Source organism: Streptomyces sp. URMC 126, from assembly GCF_051386555.1.
Classification (GTDB): Bacteria; Actinomycetota; Actinomycetes; order Streptomycetales; family Streptomycetaceae; genus Streptomyces.
The window spans coordinates 1-20,706 of record NZ_JBPQTX010000109.1 but is presented as its reverse complement, the minus strand read 5'-3'; the positions used below and the strand labels follow the sequence as shown (position 1 = coordinate 20,706).

23 protein-coding genes are annotated in these 20,706 nt (G+C 71.2%); 18 read left to right on the top strand and 5 right to left on the bottom strand.

Going from position 1 to position 20,706, the window contains the following annotated elements; all coding sequences use genetic code 11:
* Positions 1–916: metallophosphoesterase (locus ACSNOK_RS15650; protein WP_436781274.1), on the bottom strand; the 916-nt coding region annotated here is incomplete at its 3' end.
* Positions 917–1,057: 141 nt separating this feature from the next.
* Here ACSNOK_RS15650 and ACSNOK_RS15645 point away from each other — a divergent pair.
* Positions 1,058–1,519: a GatB/YqeY domain-containing protein gene (locus ACSNOK_RS15645; RefSeq protein WP_436781273.1), complete on the top strand. Its 462-nt coding sequence runs from the start codon at positions 1,058–1,060 to the stop codon at positions 1,517–1,519.
* A 146-nt stretch (positions 1,520–1,665) separates the two neighbouring features.
* On the opposite strand, the gene ACSNOK_RS15640 is transcribed toward ACSNOK_RS15645, so the two are convergent.
* Positions 1,666–3,861, bottom strand: coding sequence for a transglycosylase domain-containing protein (locus ACSNOK_RS15640; RefSeq protein WP_436781272.1), 2,196 nt, complete (start codon positions 3,859–3,861; stop codon positions 1,666–1,668).
* A 384-nt stretch (positions 3,862–4,245) separates the two neighbouring features.
* Here ACSNOK_RS15640 and ACSNOK_RS15635 point away from each other — a divergent pair, with 384 nt between their 5' ends.
* Positions 4,246–4,581 carry a WhiB family transcriptional regulator gene (locus ACSNOK_RS15635; RefSeq protein ID WP_004939680.1) on the top strand — a complete coding sequence of 112 codons (336 nt, stop codon included), beginning with the start codon at positions 4,246–4,248 and terminating at the stop codon, positions 4,579–4,581.
* A gap of 209 nt (positions 4,582–4,790) precedes the next feature.
* On the opposite strand, the gene ACSNOK_RS15630 is transcribed toward ACSNOK_RS15635, so the two are convergent.
* Entirely contained in the window at positions 4,791–6,509 is a 1,719-nt protein-coding gene (locus ACSNOK_RS15630) for an ArsA family ATPase (protein ID WP_436781271.1), read from the bottom strand.
* Positions 6,506–7,582, bottom strand: coding sequence for an ArsA family ATPase (locus tag ACSNOK_RS15625; protein ID WP_436781270.1), 1,077 nt, complete (start codon positions 7,580–7,582; stop codon positions 6,506–6,508). Before ACSNOK_RS15625 ends, ACSNOK_RS15630 begins: the two co-directional genes overlap by 4 nt.
* Positions 7,583–7,653: 71 nt before the next feature.
* Between ACSNOK_RS15625 and ACSNOK_RS15620 the strand changes: the two genes are divergently transcribed.
* The 14 genes from ACSNOK_RS15620 (at position 7,654) to ACSNOK_RS15555 (ending at position 17,653) form a co-directional block, all read left to right on the top strand.
* Entirely contained in the window at positions 7,654–7,812 is a 159-nt protein-coding gene (locus ACSNOK_RS15620) for a DUF4177 domain-containing protein (RefSeq protein ID WP_003967454.1), read from the top strand.
* On the top strand, positions 7,809–8,273 hold the full coding sequence (locus tag ACSNOK_RS15615) for a RidA family protein (protein ID WP_436781269.1): 465 nt from the start codon (positions 7,809–7,811) through the stop codon (positions 8,271–8,273). The genes ACSNOK_RS15620 and ACSNOK_RS15615 overlap by 4 nt, the downstream gene beginning before the upstream one ends.
* A gap of 220 nt (positions 8,274–8,493) precedes the next feature.
* Positions 8,494–9,483 carry an NUDIX hydrolase gene (locus tag ACSNOK_RS15610; protein WP_436781268.1) on the top strand — a complete coding sequence of 330 codons (990 nt, stop codon included), beginning with the start codon at positions 8,494–8,496 and terminating at the stop codon, positions 9,481–9,483.
* Entirely contained in the window at positions 9,480–10,319 is an 840-nt protein-coding gene (locus tag ACSNOK_RS15605) for an MBL fold metallo-hydrolase (protein WP_436781267.1), read from the top strand. Before ACSNOK_RS15610 ends, ACSNOK_RS15605 begins: the two co-directional genes overlap by 4 nt.
* Positions 10,320–10,537: 218 nt before the next feature.
* On the top strand, positions 10,538–11,122 hold the full coding sequence (locus tag ACSNOK_RS15600) for a phage tail protein (protein WP_436781266.1): 585 nt from the start codon (positions 10,538–10,540) through the stop codon (positions 11,120–11,122).
* Positions 11,123–11,288: 166 nt separating this feature from the next.
* Complete coding sequence (locus ACSNOK_RS15595) at positions 11,289–11,579, top strand: hypothetical protein (RefSeq protein ID WP_436781265.1); 291 nt, start codon at positions 11,289–11,291, stop codon at positions 11,577–11,579.
* 71 nt (positions 11,580–11,650) lie between these two features.
* Positions 11,651–12,040 carry a hypothetical protein gene (locus ACSNOK_RS15590; protein ID WP_436781264.1) on the top strand — a complete coding sequence of 130 codons (390 nt, stop codon included), beginning with the start codon at positions 11,651–11,653 and terminating at the stop codon, positions 12,038–12,040.
* Positions 12,041–12,109: 69 nt separating this feature from the next.
* Positions 12,110–13,432 carry a hypothetical protein gene (locus ACSNOK_RS15585; RefSeq protein ID WP_436781263.1) on the top strand — a complete coding sequence of 441 codons (1,323 nt, stop codon included), beginning with the start codon at positions 12,110–12,112 and terminating at the stop codon, positions 13,430–13,432.
* Positions 13,433–13,435: 3 nt separating this feature from the next.
* Entirely contained in the window at positions 13,436–14,284 is an 849-nt protein-coding gene (locus ACSNOK_RS15580; protein ID WP_436781262.1) for a hypothetical protein, read from the top strand.
* On the top strand, positions 14,271–14,750 hold the full coding sequence (locus tag ACSNOK_RS15575; protein WP_436781261.1) for a hypothetical protein: 480 nt from the start codon (positions 14,271–14,273) through the stop codon (positions 14,748–14,750). Before ACSNOK_RS15580 ends, ACSNOK_RS15575 begins: the two co-directional genes overlap by 14 nt.
* Positions 14,751–14,785: 35 nt before the next feature.
* Positions 14,786–16,093, top strand: a complete 1,308-nt coding sequence (locus tag ACSNOK_RS15570; RefSeq protein ID WP_436781260.1) for a hypothetical protein — start codon at positions 14,786–14,788, stop codon at positions 16,091–16,093.
* 10 nt (positions 16,094–16,103) lie between these two features.
* On the top strand, positions 16,104–16,688 hold the full coding sequence (locus ACSNOK_RS15565) for a hypothetical protein (protein ID WP_436781259.1): 585 nt from the start codon (positions 16,104–16,106) through the stop codon (positions 16,686–16,688).
* On the top strand, positions 16,688–17,326 hold the full coding sequence (locus ACSNOK_RS15560) for a hypothetical protein (RefSeq protein WP_436781258.1): 639 nt from the start codon (positions 16,688–16,690) through the stop codon (positions 17,324–17,326). The genes ACSNOK_RS15565 and ACSNOK_RS15560 overlap by 1 nt, the downstream gene beginning before the upstream one ends.
* An 84-nt stretch (positions 17,327–17,410) precedes the next feature.
* Entirely contained in the window at positions 17,411–17,653 is a 243-nt protein-coding gene (locus ACSNOK_RS15555; RefSeq protein WP_436781257.1) for a hypothetical protein, read from the top strand.
* A 125-nt stretch (positions 17,654–17,778) separates the two neighbouring features.
* On the opposite strand, the gene ACSNOK_RS15550 is transcribed toward ACSNOK_RS15555, so the two are convergent.
* Positions 17,779–18,453: a Crp/Fnr family transcriptional regulator gene (locus tag ACSNOK_RS15550; RefSeq protein WP_004939715.1), complete on the bottom strand. Its 675-nt coding sequence runs from the start codon at positions 18,451–18,453 to the stop codon at positions 17,779–17,781.
* Between the two features lie 373 nt (positions 18,454–18,826).
* On the opposite strand from ACSNOK_RS15550, the gene nth reads away from it, so the two are divergent.
* Entirely contained in the window at positions 18,827–19,867 is a 1,041-nt protein-coding gene (gene nth / locus ACSNOK_RS15545; RefSeq protein WP_436781256.1) for an endonuclease III, read from the top strand.
* A 97-nt stretch (positions 19,868–19,964) separates the two neighbouring features.
* A complete protein-coding gene (locus tag ACSNOK_RS15540; RefSeq protein WP_436781255.1) occupies positions 19,965–20,657 on the top strand; it encodes an NUDIX hydrolase in 693 nt (230 codons plus the stop codon).
* Positions 20,658–20,706: the final 49 nt, after the last annotated feature.

The window sequence follows — 20,706 nt, the reverse complement described above, 5'->3', positions numbered from 1 at the left end:
GGGTGAGGGTGAGGAGGGTGGCCTCGGGGGGGCAGGCGAAGCGGACGGGGGTGTAGCGATTGGTGCCGCAACCCGCCGAGACGTGGAGGTACGAGCGGTGGCCGCCGGCGCGGTGGGTGGAGAGGCCCTTGACTCGGTCGGTGTCGATGTCGCAGTTGGTGACCAGGGCCCCGTAGAAGGGGATGCAGAGCTGGCCGCCGTGCGTGTGGCCGGCGAGGATCAAGGGGTAGCCGTCGGCCGTGAAGGCGTCCAGAACCCGCAGGTAGGGGGCGTGCACAACGGCCAGGGAGAAGTCGGCATCCTGAGCCGGGCCGCCCTGGACGGCGTCGTACCGGTCGCGCTTGATGTGCGGGTCGTCGAGCCCGGTGAGCGCGATCTCGTTGCTGCCGATCTTCAGGTGGCCCCGGGTGTTGGTGAGGTTGACCCAGCCGGCCTTGTCGAAGGCGTCCCGCAGCCCCTCCCAGGGGTTGTGGATCACGCCGACGGCCGGGGCGTTGCCGTTGAGGCCGTGCCGCCCGCTGGCCCGCTCGAAGAGGTAGCGGGCCGGGTTCCGCAGCTTGGGCCCGTAGTAGTCGTTCGAGCCGAAGACGTAAGCGCCGGGGAACTCCATCAGGGGACCCAGCGCGTCCAGCGTCTCGGGGACGCCCTCCGGGTCGGAGAGGTTGTCGCCGGTGTTGATCACGAAGTCGGGGCGCAGGCCGGCGAGGGACTGGAGCCAGCGCTGCTTCTTGCGCTGCCCGCTCACCATATGGATGTCCGAGACCTGCAGCACCCGCAGCGGCCGCATGCCGGGCGGCAGGACGGGGACGGTCACCCGTCGGAGCCGGAAGGAGCGGACTTCGAAGCCGGCGGCGTAGGCGATGCCCGCCGCGCCGACTGCTGTGATTCCCAGGGGTACTGCGTATCGCGCGCGCATACGGCCATGGTCGCAGACGGCGGCGGCCGGCCGCGCCACGGGCCCGGCGGCGAGGGGGAGTTGTGGGCCGGGAGCGGTGGCGGGGGCCGGTGTTGTGGTTAATGCCGGGCGTGGGTGGGGGCGGGATGCGAAGATTGCGGCATGACCACGCTCAAGGCAAAGCTCCAGGACGACCTCACCGCCGCCATCAAGGCGCGCGACGAGCTGCGCTCCGCCACTCTCCGTCTCACCCTCTCCGCGATCGGTTACGAGGAGACCGCGGGCAAGCAGGCCCGTGAGCTCTCCGACGACGAGGTCCTGAAGGTGATCACGCGCGAGGCGAAGAAGCGCCGTGAGGCCGCGGAGGCGTTCGCGAAGGGCGGCCGTGCCGACTCCGCCGAGCGGGAGCGCGCGGAGGGCGAGGTGCTCGCCTCGTACCTGCCGCAGCAGCTGTCGGACGAGGAACTGACCGCGCTCGTCGCCGAGGCCGTGGCCGAGGCGAAGGCCGGCGGGGCCGAGGGCCCGAAGGCCATGGGCGCCGTAATGAAGATCGTCAAGCCCAAGGTCGGCAACCGCGCCGAGGGGGGCCGGGTCTCCGCCGAGGTGAAGCGGCAGCTCTCCTAGGGCGCCGGCCGGGGGAACCCGTTAAGGGACCGGCCGGAGGAAACGCATAAGGGCTATAGGGGAGGGGCCTGCCGGACCGTTCAACGGTCCGGCAGGCCCCTCCCATATAGCCCTTATAGCTCTTATGGCCTTATGTCACTCGCGCCTCAGTGCCCGCGGCCCGGCTTGTCGTTCCCGCCGGACTTCCCGCTCTTCGCCGGCTTCCCCGCCTTCCCGGGCTTGTTGCCCTTCCGGCCGGAGTCGCCGCCCTTCCTGCCCTTCCCCTTCTTGTCCGCCTTGTCGGAGTCACCGGTGTCGATGCCGGGCACCATGTCGAAGGTGGGGGCGGACCTGTTCTCCAGCGCGCCGCCCATGGCGTCGCGCCAGATGGGGCCCGGGGTGTCGCCGCCGAAGACCTTGGCGTGGTAGACGCCGCCGATGGTGATGTCCTCCATCTCGACCTCGTCGCCCGCGCCGCCGACCCAGACGGCGCCGGCCATGTTCGGGGTGTACCCGACGAACCAGGCCGCCTTCCGCTCGTCCGTCGTACCCGTCTTGCCCGCGCTGTCCCGGCCGCTGAGGCCCGCTTCCTTGCCCGTGCCGTCTTCCACGACGCCCTTGAGCAGGGTGTTGATCGTCTCGGCGGTCTGCTCGGACATGGCGCGCGAGCACCGGGACTTGGGGATGTTCAGCGGCTTGCCGTTCGGGCCCAGCGCGGAGGTGATGACGACGGGGGTGCAGTACGTGCCCCGGTTGGCGAAGGCCGCGTAGGCGGCGGCCATGTTCAGCGGGGCCATGCCCTGGGAACCGCCGATGGCCATCGCGGGGACCTGGTTCTTCGGGGTGAGCGTGAGCCCCAGCTTGTCCGCCATCTTCACCGCGGGACAGAGGCCGACGTCCTCCAGCAGCTGGACGAAGTAGGTGTTGACGGACTTGGCGGTCGCCTCCGCCATCCCGTACGGGCCGACCTCGCTGCGGTTCTCGTTGGTGAGCGTGTCACCGCCGTTCTTCCAGGTGTTCTTGCAGCCCTCGATCTCCGAGGGGTACGGCATGCTGTACGGAGACGAGTAGACCTGGTTCGCCGACTTGCCCTCCTCCAGCGCCGCCGCCGCGATGATGGGCTTGAAGGTGGAGCCGGGCTGGAAGCCGAACGTCGAGCCGCCCATGGCGTGGTCGGCCGACAGGTTGATCTGGGTCTGGTTCTTGCCGAAGCCGTACGGCTTCGACTGGCCCATGCCCAGCACCTTGCCCGATCCCGGCTCCACGATCGAGACGGCGGTGGCCACCTGGTCGCCCTGGTAGACGTGGTCGGTGATCGACTTCTGTACCGACTTCTGCGTCTGCGGGTCGAGGGTGGTGCGGATCGTCATGCCGCCCTCGTTCCACCGCTTGGCGCGGGCCTCCTTCGTCTTGCCGAAGGCGGGGTCCTGGAGGAACGTCTGGCGGACGTAGTCGCAGAAGAAGCCGGCGCCGTTCACGGCGGTGATGCAGCCGCTCTTGGGGCGGCTGACGTTCAGCTTGATCGGCTTGGCCTTCTCGGCGGCCAGCTGCGCGGGAGTGATGTTCTTGAGGTCGGCCATCCGCTGGAGGACCAGGTTCCGCCGCTTGGTCGCCTCCTTCGGCGCGTTGACCGGGTCGAAGCGGCTGGGCGACTGGACGATGCCGGCCAGCAGCGCCGACTCGCCGAGGCTGAGGTCCTTGGCGTGCTTGCTGAAGTAGCGCTGGGAGGCGGCCTCGACGCCGTACGCCTGCTGCCCGAAGAAGGTGATGTTCAGGTAGTTGGCGAGGATGCGCTGCTTGCCCAGCTCCTTCTCGACCTGGATGGCGTACTTCAGCTCCTTGACCTTGCGGCCGATGGTCTGCTGCGTGGCGACGGCGACCTTGTCGGGGTCGTCGCCGGCCTCCTCGATGAAGACGTTCTTGACGTACTGCTGAGTGAGGGTGGACGCGCCCTCGGAGACGCCGCCGCTCTGGGCGTTGCGGTTGAGGGCGCGGAGCACGCCCTTGAGGTCGACCGCGCCGTGCTCGTAGAAGCGCGCGTCCTCGATGGCGACGATCGCCTTCTGCATGTACGGGGAGATCCGGCTCAGCGGGACGACCGTGCGGTCGCGGGAGTAGACCTTGGCTATCTCTCCGCCCTCGGAGTCGAGGATGATCGTGCGCTGGCTGAGCGGCGGCGTCTTGAGGTTGGCGGGGAGTTCGTCGAACCCTTCCACCGTCCCCTTGGCCGCCAGCCCGAACGCACCGACCGCCGGCAGGGCCAGACCGGCCAGCAGAACTCCGGAGAGGACGCTGACGCCGAGGAACTTGGCGGCCTGCTGGGCCCCCGAAGAGGCCCCCCCGCCCGAGCGCTTCATAGCCATGAAGGAAAGCCTACGTTCTCATTCGGCGGACAGGCGCCCGTGTGTTCGCCTACGCTGTTTTACGCCAGCCACTGCGGCTCCTTCAGCATCACCTATGCCTTCACTCCTGTAGGTGATGAGGTGTGTCCGTATTGCCGCATGTGTCACTGGGTGTCCTGTGCGAGAAGGGTGAAGTGTCCCTTTCTGCACAGGAAAGTCTCTGATGTCGTCAGGTCACTCCGGTGGGTGATCTGCCGCGTACGCATAGTCCGTTCGGGCCATTCAAGATTGGGCCCGAAGGGGGTGTTGCCCCCTGTTCTGCTTCCGTAACGTCCTCAACTGGCAACGGTGAATATGCCGCTGCCGCCGTGGGGGAGCCTCAATTCGGGAGAGGACGGCGCCAGCATGGGCTGGGTAACCGACTGGAGTGCGCAGGCCGCCTGCCGCACTACCGATCCGGATGAACTGTTCGTTCAGGGCGCAGCGCAGAACAGGGCCAAGGCGGTCTGCACCGGGTGCCCGGTCCGCACCGAGTGCCTGGCCGACGCGCTCGACAACCGCGTCGAGTTCGGCGTCTGGGGCGGGATGACCGAGCGCGAGCGGCGGGCGCTGCTCCGCCGCCGGCCGACGGTCACGTCGTGGCGCAGGCTGCTGGAGACCGCCCGCACGGAATACGAGCGTGGCGCGGGGCTCCTGCCGCTGGGCGAGGAGGAGTACGACGCGTACGCGGCGGCCGGGTAGGCCGACCGCCGGCTTCCGGTCGGGGCCTTCCCGGCGGAATTTCCCGGCAGGGCTTCCGGTCAGGCTTTCCCTCACGACTGGGGACGAGCCCGGGGCCGCCGCAGCACTTGCCACCGGTCCCGCCGTACGCATACGAACGCGGGCATCCGGCCCGGCCCCGGCACCTCTCGGACACGACGCCTCTCGCACACAGCGCCTCGCGGAAGCGCCTACTCCGCCGCCTGGTCCGCTCGGTCCGCCCGGCCCGTCCCCTGCTGGGCCGGCACGGCGCCGTCGGCCGCCCCGTCCGGCGAGGACGACCGCCCGGCCAGGCGATCGCCGATGGTCCGCAGCCCGGAGAGATCGTGTACGTCTCCGGGGAGCGCCGGCACCTCGGCCACCGGGACGTCCGGGTGCAGCGCGGTGAAGCGGTCACGGGTGCGCCGCTCCCGGGTGAGCACCCGCATGCGCTCCGCGTGCAGCCGCAGGAGACCGGCGGCGAGTCTTTCGGTGGAGATCGGTGTTTCCCCGGCAGTGGAGCCCGGGGCTTCCATGGCGTTCACCCCGGCGGCCTCCCGGGCACCCACGACGGCGGACCCCTGGTCGGAGCCCGCTCGTCCGGGATCGGAAGAGACCTCAGGTGCGATGCCGGTCTCACCAGCGGCGACGGCGGGCGCGGCACCGACGGAATCCGCGTCCGCCGCCGGTGAGGATGGCGCGGATGCGGATTCCGACGGTGCCGGTGCTGCCGAAGCCGCTGTTCCTGACGGTGCCGCGGAGTCTGCCGACACCGTGGGCACTCCGGGTGACACGGGCTGGGGGAAGCCGCTCTTGGGAGAGGAAGTGTCGAGGAGAGTGACGGTGCCAGGGTCGTCAGCGGTACGTGTCCCAGCTTGCCCGCTGTCACGATCCACAATGCCGGAACCGGCAAGATTTTCTGTGTAATCCGCCGTCGCGGTGCCACCCGCGTGCGCCGGGGACCGCACGGGCTCGGCGGGCCCGCCGGTCTCGTCGGTCAGTGCCTCGGCCGCCGCCAGCGCCCGCTCGGCGGACAGCCGCGCGGCACCGCTGCCGTGCACCCGGTTCAGCACCAGTCCTGCCAGCGGCATTCGCTCGGCCGCCAGCCGCTGGACGAAGTAGGCGGCCTCCCGCAACGCGTCCCGCTCGGGCGCGGCGACGACGAGGAACGCCGTCCCGGGCGCTTGGAGGAGACGGTACGTGGCGTCGGCACGGGTACGGAATCCGCCGAACATGGTGTCCATCGCCGCCACGAAGGTCTGTACGTCTCGCAGCAGTTGAGCACCCATCAGTTTGTTCAGGGGGCCGCTCATCACGGACATGCCGACGCCCAGGAACTTCATCCCGGCCCGACCGCCGATCTTCGCCGGGGCCATCAGCAGCTTGATGAGCTTGCCGTCCAGGAACGACCCCAGCCGGCTCGGGGCGTCCAGGAAGTCCAGCGCCGACCGGCTCGGCGGGGTGTCGACGACGATCAGGTCCCACTCGTCGCGGGAGCGGAGCTGGCCGAGCTTCTCCATGGCCATGTACTCCTGCGTACCGGCGAAACCGGCCGACAGGGCCTGGTAGAAGGGGTTCTCCAGGATCGCCCGGGCCCGCTCCTTGTCGGCGTGCGCCTCGACGATCTCGTCGAAGGTCCGCTTCATGTCCAGCATCATGGCGTGCAGTTCGCCGCCGGCGGTCCCGTCGACGTCGGGCACCCGGCGCGGTACGTTGTCCAGCTCCTCGATCCCCATCGACTGCGCGAGCCGGCGCGCCGGGTCGATGGTGAGCACGACCACCCGCCTGCCGCGCTCCGCCGCCCGCAGGCCCAGGGCGGCGGCGGTCGTCGTCTTGCCGACCCCGCCCGAGCCGCAGCACACCACGATGCGGGTACGGCGGTCGTCCAGGATGGGGTCGATGTCGAGCGCGGTCGTCCTGTCCAGGCTCACTGGGCCCCCTCGGTCGTTCGGCTCGTGACGTCGTGCGACGCGGCGTTCCACCGCCCCGCGCCCTCCCGCTCGCCGGCGTCCCGCCGGACGATGGGCTGCTCCCGCAGCGCACGTGCCATGCGGTACAGGCCGGCCAGGTCGACGCCGTCGCCCAGCAGCTCCAGCTCGCTGACGGGCAGGGAGAGTTCGGCCAGGCGGGAGCGGCCGAGACGTTCGAGCGCCAGCCGTCCCGTGTGTTCGCGCGCCTCGTCGAGCAGCGGCCCGACCAGGGCGGCCGCGGCGCCCGCCCGGCTTCCGCCCCCGGACGAGGTCCTGGCCAGGGCCTCGGCGAGCGCGGCGGCGACGGCGTCGCGCCGGCCGTTCGCGGCCTCTTCCACGGCGGCCTCGTCGAGGACCTCCGGGCGCACCATGTTGATGACCACGCCCCCGACCGGGAGGCCCGCCGCACGCAGCTCCGCCACGCCGTCCACCGTCTCCTGGACCGGCATTTCCTCCAGGAGCGTCACCAGGTGCACCGCCGTCTGCGGCGACTTCAGGACGCGCATGACGGCCTGCGCCTGGTTGTGGATCGGGCCGATCCTGGCCAGGCCCGCCACCTCGTCGTTCACGTTGAGGAAGCGGGTGATGCGGCCGGTCGGCGGGGCGTCCATCACGACGTGGTCGTAGACGAAGCGGCCCGCGCGGTCCTTGCGGCGCACGGCCTCGCACGCCTTGCCGGTCAGCAGGACGTCCCGCAGCCCCGGGGCGATGGTCGTCGCGAAGTCGATCGCGCCGAGCTTTTTAAGGGCCCGGCCCGCGCTGCCGAGCTTGTAGAACATGTGGAGGTAGTCGAGGAGCGCGCGCTCGGCGTCGATCGCCAGCGCGTACACCTCGCCCCCGCCCGGGGCGACCGCGATCTTGCGTTCCTCGTAGGGAAGCGCCTCCGTCTCGAAGAGCTGGGCGATGCCCTGCCGGCCCTCGACCTCGACCAGCAGTGCGCGTTTTCCCTCGGCCGCGAGGGCGAGGGCGAGAGCGGCGGCGACGGTGGTCTTGCCGGTACCGCCCTTGCCACTGACGACATGGAGCCTGCTCATGATGCGGAGCCTAACCAGTCGCCGCGCGGGCTACGCACGAGGCTGTCAGTGTCAGGCATTACAGTCGGGCCATGACCAAGTGGGAATACGCGACCGTGCCGCTTCTGGTGCACGCGACCAAGCAGATTCTGGACACCTGGGGCGAGGACGGCTGGGAGCTCGTCCAGGTCGTCCCCGGCCCGAACAACCCCGAGCAGCTCGTGGCCTACCTGAAGCGGGAAAAGGCGTGAGTGCCGTCGAGGACAGGCTCGCCGAGCTGGGGCTGACCCTGCCGGACGTCGTTCCTCCGCTGGCCGCCTACCAGCCGGCCGTGCGCAGTGGCGCGTACGTCTTCACCGCGGGCCAACTGCCCATGGTCAAGGGGTCCGTCCCGGCCACGGGCAAGGTCGGCGCCGAGGTCAGCCCGGAGCAGGCCAAGGAACTGGCGGGCATCTGCGCGCTGAACGGCCTGGCCGCCGTGAAGTCCGTCGTCGGCGACCTGGACCGGATCGTCCGGGTCGTGAAGGTGGTGGGCTTCATCGCCTCCGCGCCCGACTTCACCGGCCAGCCCGGCGTGCTGAACGGTGCCAGCGAGCTGCTGGGCGAAGTCCTCGGCGATAAGGGCGTGCACGCGCGCTCCGCGGTGGGTGTCGCGGTGCTGCCGCTGGACGCACCGGTCGAGGTGGAGTTCCAGGTGGAGGTCGCGGACTGACATCCGGGGCCGGTCGCGGTGCCGGTCGCGGGGGCCATGCCGCGCGGTGACCGGGCCGGGCGCGGGTCCGTCCGCCTCCCGGCCCGGTCCCGCCCGGCCCGGCCCGTTCGCCGTCCCGCCGTGCCCGACGCGGGCCGTCCGCCGCGAAGCGATGGCCTCGCGCGTCCCGCGCCTCCCGTGCCCCCTCGAACATCCGCGCACCAGCGCATAGCATCCGGCCATGGTGACGACGAACGGCCGGACGGGCGGCGACGGGGAGAACGGCCCTGGCCACGACCGGGCCGGCGGCCACGCGCCGACCGGGGCGAACGGTCAGTGGTACCCACCCGAGTGGCCCGACCTGATCAGACGGCTCGCGCGCGGGGAGCTCGACCCCGTGCCGCCCCGGCGCGCCTCCACCGTCCTGCTGCTGCGGGCCGGCGCCGACGGCGCGCCCGCCGTGCACATGCTGCGCCGACGCACCTCCATGGCCTTCGCCGGAGGTGCGTACGCGTATCCGGGCGGCGCCGTCGACCCGCGCGACGAACGCGATGTGCCCTGGGCCGGGCCCTCGCCGCGGGAGTGGGCCGCCCGGCTCGGCGTCGAGCCGGCGGTGGCCCAGGCCGTCGTCTGCGCGGCCGTCCGCGAGACCTTCGAGGAAGCGGGTGTGCTGCTCGCCGGGCCCGACCCGGCCACGGTCGTCGCGGACACCACGGGGGCGGAATGGGAGGCCGACCGGGCCGCCCTCGCCGGCCACCGGCTCGCGTTCGGCGACTTCCTGGAGCGCCGCGGCCTGCTGCTCCGCAGCGACCTGCTGGGCGGCTGGGCCCGCTGGATCACGCCGGAGTTCGAGCCCCGGCGGTACGACACCTGGTTCTTCGTGGCGGCCCTGCCCGACGGCCAGCGCACGGCCGGCGTCTCGACCGAGGCGGACCGGGCCGTCTGGATCCGCCCCGCCGAGGCCGTCGCCGGGTACGACCGCGGCGAGCTGCTGATGATGCCTCCCACCGTCGCGACGCTGCGCGCGCTGCTGCCGTACGAGGACGTACCCCGGGTGCTCGCGGCGGCCGGTGAGCGGGATCTCACCCCGGTGCTGGCGCGGGCCCGGCTCGTCGGGGAAGAGATCGTGTTGAGCTGGCCGGGACACGAGGAGTTCACCAAGCACCTTCCGTCCCGTCCCGTGAACCCTTCACACACGCCAGCCACCGCGACCCCGGGAGCCGACGCATGACGTACGCAGCCGTACCCGCCGAGCCGCCGGGGCGCCCCCGAGCGGGCAGCCCGGCCGGCCCCGCCACCCCGCGCGCGACCTGCGTCCTCGCGCCCAACCCGTCCGCGATGACGCTCGACGGCACCAACACCTGGCTGCTGGCCGAGCCCGGATCCGACGAGGCGGTGGTCGTCGACCCCGGCCCGCTGGACGAGTCCCACCTGCGGGCCGTCATCGCCACGGCCGAGGAGGCCGGCCGGCGGATCGTCCTGGCCCTGCTCACCCACGGCCACCTCGACCACTCCGGTGGCGCCGAGCGCCTCGCCGAGCTGACGGGGGCGCCGGTTCGGGCGGTGGACCCGGCCCTGCGCGTCGGCGACGGAGGGCTCGCCGCGGGCGAGGTCATCACCGTCGGCGGCCTGGAGGTGCGGGTGGTCCCCGCGCCCGGGCACACGGCGGATTCCGTCAGCCTCCACCTGCCCGCGGACCGCGCCCTGATCACCGGGGACACCGTGCTCGGCCGGGGCACCACCGTCGTGGCCCGCCCCGACGGACGGCTCGGCGACTACCTCGACTCGCTGCGCCGCCTGCGGTCCCTCGTGGTCGAGGAGGACGTGCGCACGATCCTGCCCGCCCACGGGCCCGTACTGGATGACGCCCGGGGCGTCCTGGAGTACTACCTGGCGCACCGCGCCAAGCGCCTCGCCCAGGTCGAGACGGCCGTAGAGGCCGGCCACCGCACGCCCGCCGAGGTCGTGGCGCACGTGTACGCGGACGTGGACCGCGCCGTGTGGCCGGCGGCTGAGCTGTCGGTGCGGGCGCAGCTGGACTATCTGAGCGAGCACGGGCTGATCTAGCGGTTCGCGGAGGGCCGGGGGCTTTGGGGCCTTGGCCAAGCCCCGGCGCCCTCCTCAACCCGACCGCGATTGCTTGTTGCGTGCGCGCGCGTTCTCATTCACGCTGATTGCAGCGGCGGAGCTGTGCCCCCGACAGGGCGCTCCGCCGTTTCGCATGCGCTCAGGCCCCACCGGTTCCGGTGGGGCCTTCGTCGTCCCCTGATGTGTGAGGAGTTCTCATGGCAGGCACCAATGGCAACGAGATCCGCGTCGCCGGCACCGGCCGGATCCTGGTCGCCAAGGCGGACGCGGCCGCTCCGGCCGACGTCTCCGCCGCGTGGCCGACCGGCTGGGTGGACCTGGGGTACACCACCACCGACGGCATCAAGTTCAACAAGAAGGACAAGATCGACCAGCTGCACACCTGGCAGTCCGTCAGCTCCGCCCGGCTCGTCTACTCCGAGCGCGACCTGACGGTGAAGTTCCAGATGCTCCAGCTGAACGCCGACACGCTTCCGTTCTTCATGGGCGGGTCCGCCGTACAGCCGCAGGGCACCGGCGATTCGTACAAGTACGAGCTGTCCAGCCGCCCCGGCAAGGACGAGCGCGCGCTCGGCGTCGAGTTCACCGACGGTGCCGACGCCGTCTACCGGTTCATCATCCCTCGCGGTCAGGTGACCGACAGCGAGGAACTGGCGCTGACCCGGTCCGGCGCCGTCAAGCTCGGCGTCACCTTCACGGCGCTGGCCGTGGACGACAACCGGGCGCTGGCGACCATCCTGATGAAGGACAAGGCGTACGCCGGAGCCGTTCCCCCCAAGTAACCCGAGCCGTCCCGCCCGTGCGGCCGGTGCGCCCGAACAACCCGTCCGTACCGCCTGAGTGAAGCACCCCCTCGTCGAGCCGTGGCGCGGGCCGGACGCCCCCTGCGGGGCCACCGGGCCGCGCCACGGCCGTCCCACCCCTCGTCCCGCGAAGGAGAGCCCACCCATGTCCTCGTTCGACGTCAACGCGGCCCGTGCCCAGCGCTTGGAGGCGCTCGGCCGCTCCTGGACCTTCAGCCTCGACGGTGACACCTTCGAGCTGCCCACCGAACTCTCCCGGCAGACCGTCCGCAAGCTCCGTGAGCTCGACGACAACGACGTCGACGGCCTGCTCGCGCTGCTGCTGGGCAAGCAGCAGTACACCCGCTTCAACCGGCACGACGTGACGATGCAGGACATCGGCGCGGTCCTGGAGGCGTACGGCAAGGAGACCGGGCTCGGCCTGGGGGAAGACTGAGCCTCGACGCGTTCGTCGACGAACACGCCGAGGCTCTGGAAGCGGACCTGCTCCGTCATTACGGCGTGGACGTGCTCGACTGGCACCGCGGCCGGCTCTCCTCGCGCCGGCTCGCGGTGCTGATCGCGCATCTGCCGCGGGACAGCGCGGTCACCCGGGCCCTGCACGACGAAGCGGCCGGCTGGTCGGTGACGGACCACCTGCTCGCCACCGCCGTCGATCATCTCGCCGTCGCGAACTGGATGTTCGCGACCGTCAACCGTGACGAGGACGCGGAGCCGGCGGAATTCCCCGAGCCGGTGCCGCGGCCGGGCGAGGACCGGACGGCGAAGGAGCCGGCCGAGGGGTACGGCAGGCCGCGCCGGTCCGTGGCAGACGCCGGAGATTCCGGCGCGCCGGAGGAGACGAAACCCGGCGGACAGGTGTCGCCCGCGGAAATCGTCGCCTTTTTTCGCACGTGACCCGGACGCGCACGGCCATGCGCGCCGGCGCGTCCGTGCCATCAATCTCCCGAACCCCCTGGGGGCAGCATGAGTCTCACCGCGAGTCTCAAGAAATCCACCTCCGCGCTGAACGGTTTCCACGGTGCCACCGGGAAGGTGGCCACCGCTCTGTCCAAACTCAAGAACGCGGCGGGGCAGGCGGATACCGGTGTCGGCAGGCTGCGGAACGGCGTGTCCCGCGCCCGGTCCGGCATCGACCAGGTGAAGAACGCGTCGGGGAAAACGGTCACCGGCCTGAACAAGCTCAAAACCACCGCCGGCCAGACCGACACCGCGATCGGCAAGCTGAAGAACTCCGGTTCCCGCGCCCAGTCCGGCCTCAGCCAGGTGAAGAACGCGTCGGGCCAAGCCGTCACCAACCTGAACAAGCTCAAGACGACCGCCGGTCAAACGGACGGGGCGCTTGCCAAGGCCAAGGGCGCCGACAAACTCAGATCGACGCTCGACCGGTTGAAGACCGGCACCAACAACTCACAGAAGGCGCTGCAGACGCTCAAGCGCCAGTCGGACGACGCCGGTTCCGCCTTCGTGAAGTCCAAGGGGAACGCCGACAAGCTGAAGACGTCTCTCGACAAGCTCCGGAAATCGGCCGACAACTCCCAGAAGGCCCTCCGTGACGTCAAGCGTCAGGCGGACGGTGTCGAGTCCTCCGTGGGCAAGGCCGGCAAGAAGGCCGACGGCACCGGAGCGTCGATGAAGGGACTCGACAAGGGCCTCAAGGGCGCGAGCCTCGCGCAGAAGGGGCTCAACACCGCGATGCGGGCCAACCCCATGGGTTTGCTGCTCGGACTGCTGGCCCCGCTCATCACCCAGTTCGTCGACATGGACAAAGTCGTCGCCGGTGCGAAAAAGGGCTTCGAGATCGCCTGGCGGGCCATCAAGACGGCCACCAGCTCCGCCCTCGACTTCCTCAAGCCGCTGCTGAAGGGAGTCGTCAATCTCTACACGGCTCCCATTCGAGGGCTGATCACCGCCCTCAACGGGGCCATTCGCGGGTTGAACCACATCCACGTCAGCATTCCCAGCTGGGTGCCGGGCTTCGGCGGCAAGAGTTTCGGCATCAACCTGCCGGAGATTCCGCAGATCCCGACCCTCGCCGAGGGCGGTGTCGTCCGAGCCCGCAGCGGCGGCACCCTGGCCCTGCTCGCCGAGGCCGGGGAATCCGAGGCCGTGATCCCGCTGAGCAGGCTGGAGCGGATGATCGGCGGCGCTCCCGGCGGCTCGGCCGCCCTCCACCGCCTCACCCAGGCTGTCGAGCGGCTCGCCGAGCGGCCCGTCCACGTGCAGGTGGACTCCCAGACCATCGCTCGCGCGGTCCTCGTCGGCCAGCGCCAGCTCGCCCGGAGGTGACACGTGCCCGGAAACCTGTGGATAGGCGCGCCCGACAGCGAAAGCGGCCTGCGTGAGATCACGCAGGCCGCTCGCAGCTGGGACCGCTCCGCTGATCTCGGCGTGACGGAATTCCGTTCCCTGGACGGCGTCGTCACGCTCGACCGCAACCGTTTCACCCCACGCCGCCTCAAGCTGTCCTGGGACTGGCTGGAGCCCGAGGACGCCCGGCACCTCGACATGCTGGCCCGGCGCCTCGTCCGGCGCGGTGGGTGGAGCAACGCGAGAGAAAGCCTTCCGATCGCCGTGATCGACCCGGCGGCGGGAAATGTGCTGGGCGGGCTGCAGGCAGCCGGCGAATGCGGCTCCTCCGAGGCGGAGCAGGCGTGGTTCGTGGTGTCGGGTGAGGTGAAAGTGAACGAGATCTCCGCCACCTTTAAAACACCCGACAGTGCCCTCGGATGGCGGCACGGCACCTGGCCGGGCTGGCCGGTGGCACCGGGCATGACGATCTCCTGGGCGCTGCCCCCGTACTGGCGGCACATCGTCGGCGGCGCCACCGTGGCGCGGCTCGACTGGAAGCGCTACGACGGCACATCCCTCGCGTCCACCCAGGCCGAGGGGCTGTCCGTGACGGGCACCGTGCCACCGGGCGCGTCCTATGTCACTCCCGTGGGCGTCGCGGGGGCGGCGGGCGCCTGGGTGGGCATGAAGGACGCCTGCCTGACCGTCAACGGCACGGCCGTCACCGGGACGCCGGGCGACGGGTGTCCGGCCATGGCGGTGACCGGCTACACCGACACCCCGGCCGTCCGCCTGCCCTATCGCAACGTTTCACTCGATCTGGTGGAGGTGAACGGTGCGGTCCGGTAGGCCGGAAATCGACCGGGCGCTCGCCGCGGGCGAGCGGGCGCACACCTACAAGGCCAGACTCGGCGGCGTCTCCCTGGGCGAGAAGGACTACCAGGGCACCACGGTGGGCGGGTACGTGCAGAGCTGGGCGGTCGAGCGCACGTACAACACGGACCTGCCCACGGCCATGCGCGCGTTCGGCGGAGGCGCGGCGGCTCAGCTGGATCTGGATCTCTCCGGTTCGGACGAGAAGTCGGCGCCGCGGACGTTCTCCCCCTGGGCGCCCAGATGGCCGGGCGACATGGTGCGCCCGGGCCAGAGCGTGACCTTCTTCGCCGGGGTCGACGGGCTGGACCTGCCCGCCTTCCGGGGAACGGTCCGCGCCCGGTCCGCCGTCTCGGGGACCGACACCGTGAAGATCACCGCGCTGGACGGCACCGAGCGGCTGCGGGGCCGTCGGAGCTTCCCGATCCGTACCAGGGGCTGATGACCAAGCGGCCCATCGCCTCCGAGGTGTGGTGTGTGGACGAGCTCCTGCGCCAAGGCGGGGTGCACAGTTGCCCGCCGCCGCGGGCACCGTCCGTCGACGCAACGGACTCGGGTCCGCTGACCGTCATCTACGCCTCGCTGCACGGCGGGGTGTGCGCGACGTACGGCCAGCCGGAAGCGATTCCCGCTCCCGGCGACTACCGGTATGCCATGGAAGGCGCTCCGCACACTCTGGCATTCGTCCCGGTAAAGCCCGGAGTCCGGGCCTCCTGGATGCCGCGCAGCCGCATTCTGACGTCACCCCCGGGCAGCCGGCCGAGCGTGTTCACCGGAGACAAGTCCTTGGTGGAAGCGCATGTGAACAGCGGAGTCGGGGTGGGCGACACCGTCGAGCTGAAGCTGTACCTGAACCGGATCGGCGGCGGAGCCGGATACATCTCGCTGTTGGTGGAGTTCGCCCTCGGCAAAGTGACGATGTTCTCCGGAACAGTGGGTTCGACCGGCTGGGTGTGGTCGCAAACGTGGAACGAACTGAGGGCCCTGAAGGGCGTTTGGCACGTCGGCATGCTGTTCGATCCCACGCCCGCCGACGACGGCAAGGACAAGCTCGTCCTCAAGGCATTCCTGACCGGCCCGGACGGAACACGCCTCGAGACGCCCGACGTCGCGTACACGGCCGCCGGCTCCGCTCAGCCCCCCTCCGAGCTCAACCGCCTGGAACTGACCACATCCATGGCCACCGAGGCGTTGCAACTCACCACCCGGCTGGCGAACGACTTCGGGATGGAGCAGTTCGCGGCGCAGAGCAGGCAGGCCAAGGCGGTGGAGTTGGACGAACCCATTCTGCCGTTGTACGTCATCCCGAGGGTCTCCGGATCGCAGTGGGAGGCCATCAGCGAGATCGCCAAAACCACGATGTCGACAGCGGAGTTCGACGAGCAGGGCGTATTCCGCTGGCGTGGCTTCCGCCGTTTCGAGAAAGCACCGGCCGCCGCCGACGTCACCGTCACCTCACGCCGTGAGATATCCGCGCTCACGGTGTCCGAGGAGATCGACGCCTGCCGTAACTACTGTGAGCCCCTACCGGGACTGGACGGATTCCGGCCTGGGACCCGCCAAGGAGATCCGGCCGCTCGACACCATCCTCAGTGTGGGCCCCGGAAGCACCAAGGAGGTCAGCTACCCGATTCCCGAAGGGGGGTTCGAGACCGGCCCGCCGGTGACGTACGACGACAGCGGACCCGAACCGGGCGGCAGCAGGGTGCGTTTCGGGGACGCTTACGAAGAAGGGGCGGGGGGCACGGCGGTCAAGGGGGCCGTGCTGGTCACCTCGCGTCGTGACGGACCGAGAATGGTGCTGCGCTTCACCAATTTCGGGGACAAGACCCTCCACCTCGTGACCAAGGACGGCAAGCCCTCCCTGGTCGTCCAGCCGGTCAAACCCTCCGCCGACCCGCCCTCGCGGAGCCAGGAGAGCGCCGATCGGGAGAGCCAGCGGTATTACGGGCGCCAGCAATACCTGGCCCCCGCCGGTGACTGGGTACAGGACCGGGCCACCGCCAAACGGCTCGCCGACGCCCTGATCACCGCCGGGGCGTTCCCCGTGCCCGTGCTCTCCGACGTGGAAGTGCTGTACGACCCGCGCATCCAGCTCGGGGACGTCGTGCGCGTCCAGGACTCGGCGGGAGCCGAACTCGACACCCTGGCCTGGGTGGTCGGCATCCGGACCGAGGCGGCGGCCGGAACGATCACCCAGACGCTCACCCTCCGGGGCACGTGTCCCAACGGCATGCCCATGGGCTACTGGCTGGCCGCCGACCCGCCCGTCGACCCCGAGGCGGGCCGCCGGCGTACCTACGCGGAAGTCGTCTCCGGTTGGCCGGTGCTGGCCCGGCTGGCCGGCCTCACCTACCGCGCTGTGAAGGAGTACAGCTGATGCTCTTGACCCCGCTGAGTAAATTCCCCTACCCGCAGCCCACCGACGCCGCCGACATCCCGGCCCACCTCCAGTCACTGGCGGTCGCCCTGGACGGCGGCACGGTGCTGCGCTTCCCGGACGCCGCGGCCCGCGACCAGGCGCTGAACAAGCCGGCGGCGGGCATGGTGGTCTGGCTGGACAAGCCGGGCCAACTCTTCCTGTACGCGGCCGCCGGCTGGACCCCGGTCGTCCAGGGGCCCGCATACAAGATCAACGCCAAGGCCGGCACCACGGCCTCCACGACGTACGTGGAGACGCTGACCGGTTCGGACGGCGACCCCATGGCCGTCGCCTTCACCGCACCCCTCTCCGGATCCGTCCTGGTCACGGTGGGCGCCTACATGGGCGGCGGGGCCTCGGCGGCCGCCTTCATGACCGTCGCGATCCGCCAGGGGACGACGGTGACGGTGGCGGCGTCCGACGAACGGGCGGCCATGGCCCTGGGCACCGGGCGCGCCTCGGCCCAGCACCAGTTCCTGGTCACCGGGCTGACCGCGGGCACGGCCTACACGGCGACCCCCGCCTACCGGACGGCGGCGGCCAACAGCACCGCCTCGTTCGAGAAGCGGTTCGTGAGGGTCGACCCCGCTTCCTGACGGCGGCGGCCGACGGAACCCGCCTGTCCACCGCTATTGACCGAATTCGCCTGAACAGGAACGACCGATCGAAAGGAATGAGCGATGTCGGACTCTCTCCCGGACTTCCCCCGTTACGAGCTGCGGGCCTACTACCCCAGGTCGTCCCCCAGCCACCCCCTCGAGTTGCACTGCGCCGTCACGGTCTTCGTGAGCGAGCACCACGGGACGTCGGACATCACCGAGATGGTCCGTGCCGCCGAGGCCCAGCTCCGGACGCTCCCGCAGGTGGGACAGGTGACGGTCACCCGGCACTCCCTGGAGAGCGCGGACGTGACGACGCACTGACCCGCCGGGCCGCGGGGCGGCACCGGCGGGGCTGACGTGCCGCTGACGGGAAAAGAGCCCCTGGGGGCTCTTTTCCCGTTTCCGGGCTCGGGGCGGGGCGCCGGCCCCTGGCGGGCCGGGTGGCGTCAGCGGGACCGCTTGGCCAGCCGCTCGACGTCGAGCAGGATCACCGCGCGCGCCTCCAGGCGCAGCCAGCCGCGGCCGGCGAAGTCGGCGAGGGCCTTGTTGACCGTCTCCCGGGAGGCGCCGACGAGCTGCGCGAGTTCTTCCTGGGTGAGGTCGTGCACCACGTGGATGCCCTCCTCGGACTGCACGCCGAAGCGGCGCGACAGGTCCAGCAGCGCCTTGGCGACGCGGCCGGGGACGTCCGAGAAGACCAGGTCCGACATGGAGTCGTTGGTGCGGCGCAGGCGGCGCGCGACGGCGCGCAGCAGGGCGGTGGCCACCTCCGGGCGGGCGTTCAGCCAGGGCTGGAGGTCGCCGTGGCCCAGGCCGAGGAGCTTGACCTCGGTCAGGGCGGTCGCGGTGGCGGTCCGCGGCCCGGGGTCGAAGAGGGACAGTTCGCCGATCAGCTCGCCGGGGCCCAGGACGGCGAGCATGTTCTCGCGGCCGTCGGGGGAGGTGCGGTGGAGCTTCACCTTGCCCTCGGTCACCACGTAGAGGCGGTCGCCCGGGTCGCCTTCGTGGAACAGGGCGTCGCCCCTCGCGAGAGTGACCTCGCCCATGGAGGCGCGCAGCTCAGCGGCCTGCTCGTCATCGAGCGCCGCGAAGAGCGGGGCGCGCCGCAGAACGTCGTCCACGAGTTCTCTCCTTGTCGACATGCACAGAGGACCGTGGTCCCCATGATGCCCGTCGGTAAAACTGTGTGATCAAACACAAGTGTGGCGCATCGTCGACGGAAGCCCTACGGCAGGGGTCCGATTGGGCTGTGCTTTTCCCGCGCCCGGGGCGGATGTCAGTGCCGGGCTTTAGTCTGGCCGGGTGTCCAATACGCCGGTGAGAGCACAGGGCAAGGGGGCCGGGAGGGTGACCTCGACCCGCGATTCCGCTGTGGGCGAACAGCCTGCGGGGAAAACCGCAAAAGACGCAAGTACGACCAAATCGCAGACCGGTGGAGCGGGCGGCGAGACGTCGGGCGGGAAGCCGAAGGCGGGGTCGTCGGCCGAACGGGGGGTGCGCTCGTCCGGTGGTGGCGGCTCGGCCTCGGAGGCCGCCGCGAAGGAGGCCCCCGCGAAGAAGGCCTCGCCGAAGAGGACCGCCGCGGCGAAGAAGCCCGCGGCGAAGAAGCCCGCGGCGAAGAAGCCCGCCGCGAAGAAGACCGCGACCTCTCCCGGTAGCCCCACGAAGGCCAAGGCCACAGCCACCGGCAAGACCGCCGCGCGCCGCGCCGCCGGAGCCGCCGCCGACAGCGGGGCCCCGGCCGACCGGGGCAGCGGCGGCGGTGCCCGTACGGAGTCGCGGACCGCGCTCGTCCGCCGAGCCCGGCGGATCAACCGCGAGCTCGCCGAGGTGTACCCCTACGCCCACCCCGAGCTGGACTTCGAGAACCCCTTCCAGCTCCTCGTGGCGACGGTCCTCTCCGCGCAGACCACCGATCTCCGCGTCAACCAGACCACCCCGGCCCTCTTCGAGGCGTACCCCACGCCCGAGGACATGGCGGCGGCCGATCCGGAGCGGCTGGAACAGCTGATCCGCCCGACGGGCTTCTTCCGCGCCAAGGCCCGCTCGCTGCTCGGGCTCTCGGCCGCGCTCCGCGACCGCTTCGACGGCGAGGTGCCCGGCCGGCTCCGGGACCTCGTCACGCTCCCCGGTGTCGGGCGCAAGACGGCCAACGTGGTCTTGGGCAACGCCTTCGGCGTCCCGGGCATCACGGTCGACACGCACTTCCAGCGGCTCGTCCGGCGCTGGAGGTGGACGGCGGAGACGGACCCGGAGAAGATCGAGGCGGAGATCTGCGCGCTCTTCCCCAAGAGCGACTGGACGATGCTCTCGCACCGCGTCATCTTCCACGGCCGCCGCATCTGCCACTCCCGCAAGCCCGCCTGCGGCGCCTGCCCGATCGCCCCGCTCTGCCCGTCGTACGGCGAGGGGGAGACCGATCCGGAGAAGGCGCGGAAGCTGCTCAAGTACGAGAAGGGCGGCCTCCCGGGCCAGCGCCTGAAGCCCCCGCCGGACTACCCGGGCCCGCCCGCGCCCCCGCTGGGAGCCGAGTGAGGGTGCCGCCGCCCGCGGGCACGGCGCGGATTCCGCCAGAAGACCAGGGAACGCCCGGCAGCCGCCGGGAAGATCGTCGGGAACATTGGGGAAGCGCATGAGGAGCACGTACGGCCGGGACAGCCGGGAGGTCACCGTGACCGCCGAGGGGCTGCCCGAGTGGCTGGAACCGGTGGAGCGCTTCCTGGCGACCGTCGAACCGCACCAGCTGAGCCGCTTCCTGCCGCCCGAGACCGGAGGGCGCCTCTCCGCGGTGCTGGTCCTCTTCGGCGAGGGCCCGGAAGGCCCCGAGCTGCTGCTCCTCGAACGCTCCGGCACTCTGCGCTCGCACGCCGGCCAGGCGTCGTTCCCCGGCGGTGCCCTCGACCCGGAGGACGGCGAGCCGGCCGAGGGCGGGCTGATCCGAGCGGCCCTGCGGGAGGCCGAGGAGGAGACCGGCCTCGACCCCTCCGGAGTCCAGGTCTTCGGCGTGCTGCCGGACCTCTACATCCCCGTCAGCGGCTTCGTCGTCACCCCGGTCCTCGGCTGGTGGCGCGAGCCCAGCCCGGTGGGTCCGGTCGACCCGGCGGAGACCGCCCGCGTCTTCACCGTCCCGGTGGCGGAGCTCACCGACCCGGCCAACCGGGCGACCGCCGTCCACCCCAGTGGTCACCGGGGTCCCGTCTTCCACGTGGGTTCCGCGACGGTCTGGGGCTTCACCGCCGGAGTGATCGACCGCATCCTGCACTACGCGGGCTGGGAGCGGCCCTGGGACGCGAACCGGGAGGTGCTGCTCGACCGGACGGCCTGACGCCCGCGGCGGGCCCGCGCGCCCGCCCGTCCCGTCTTCCCCCCTCCCC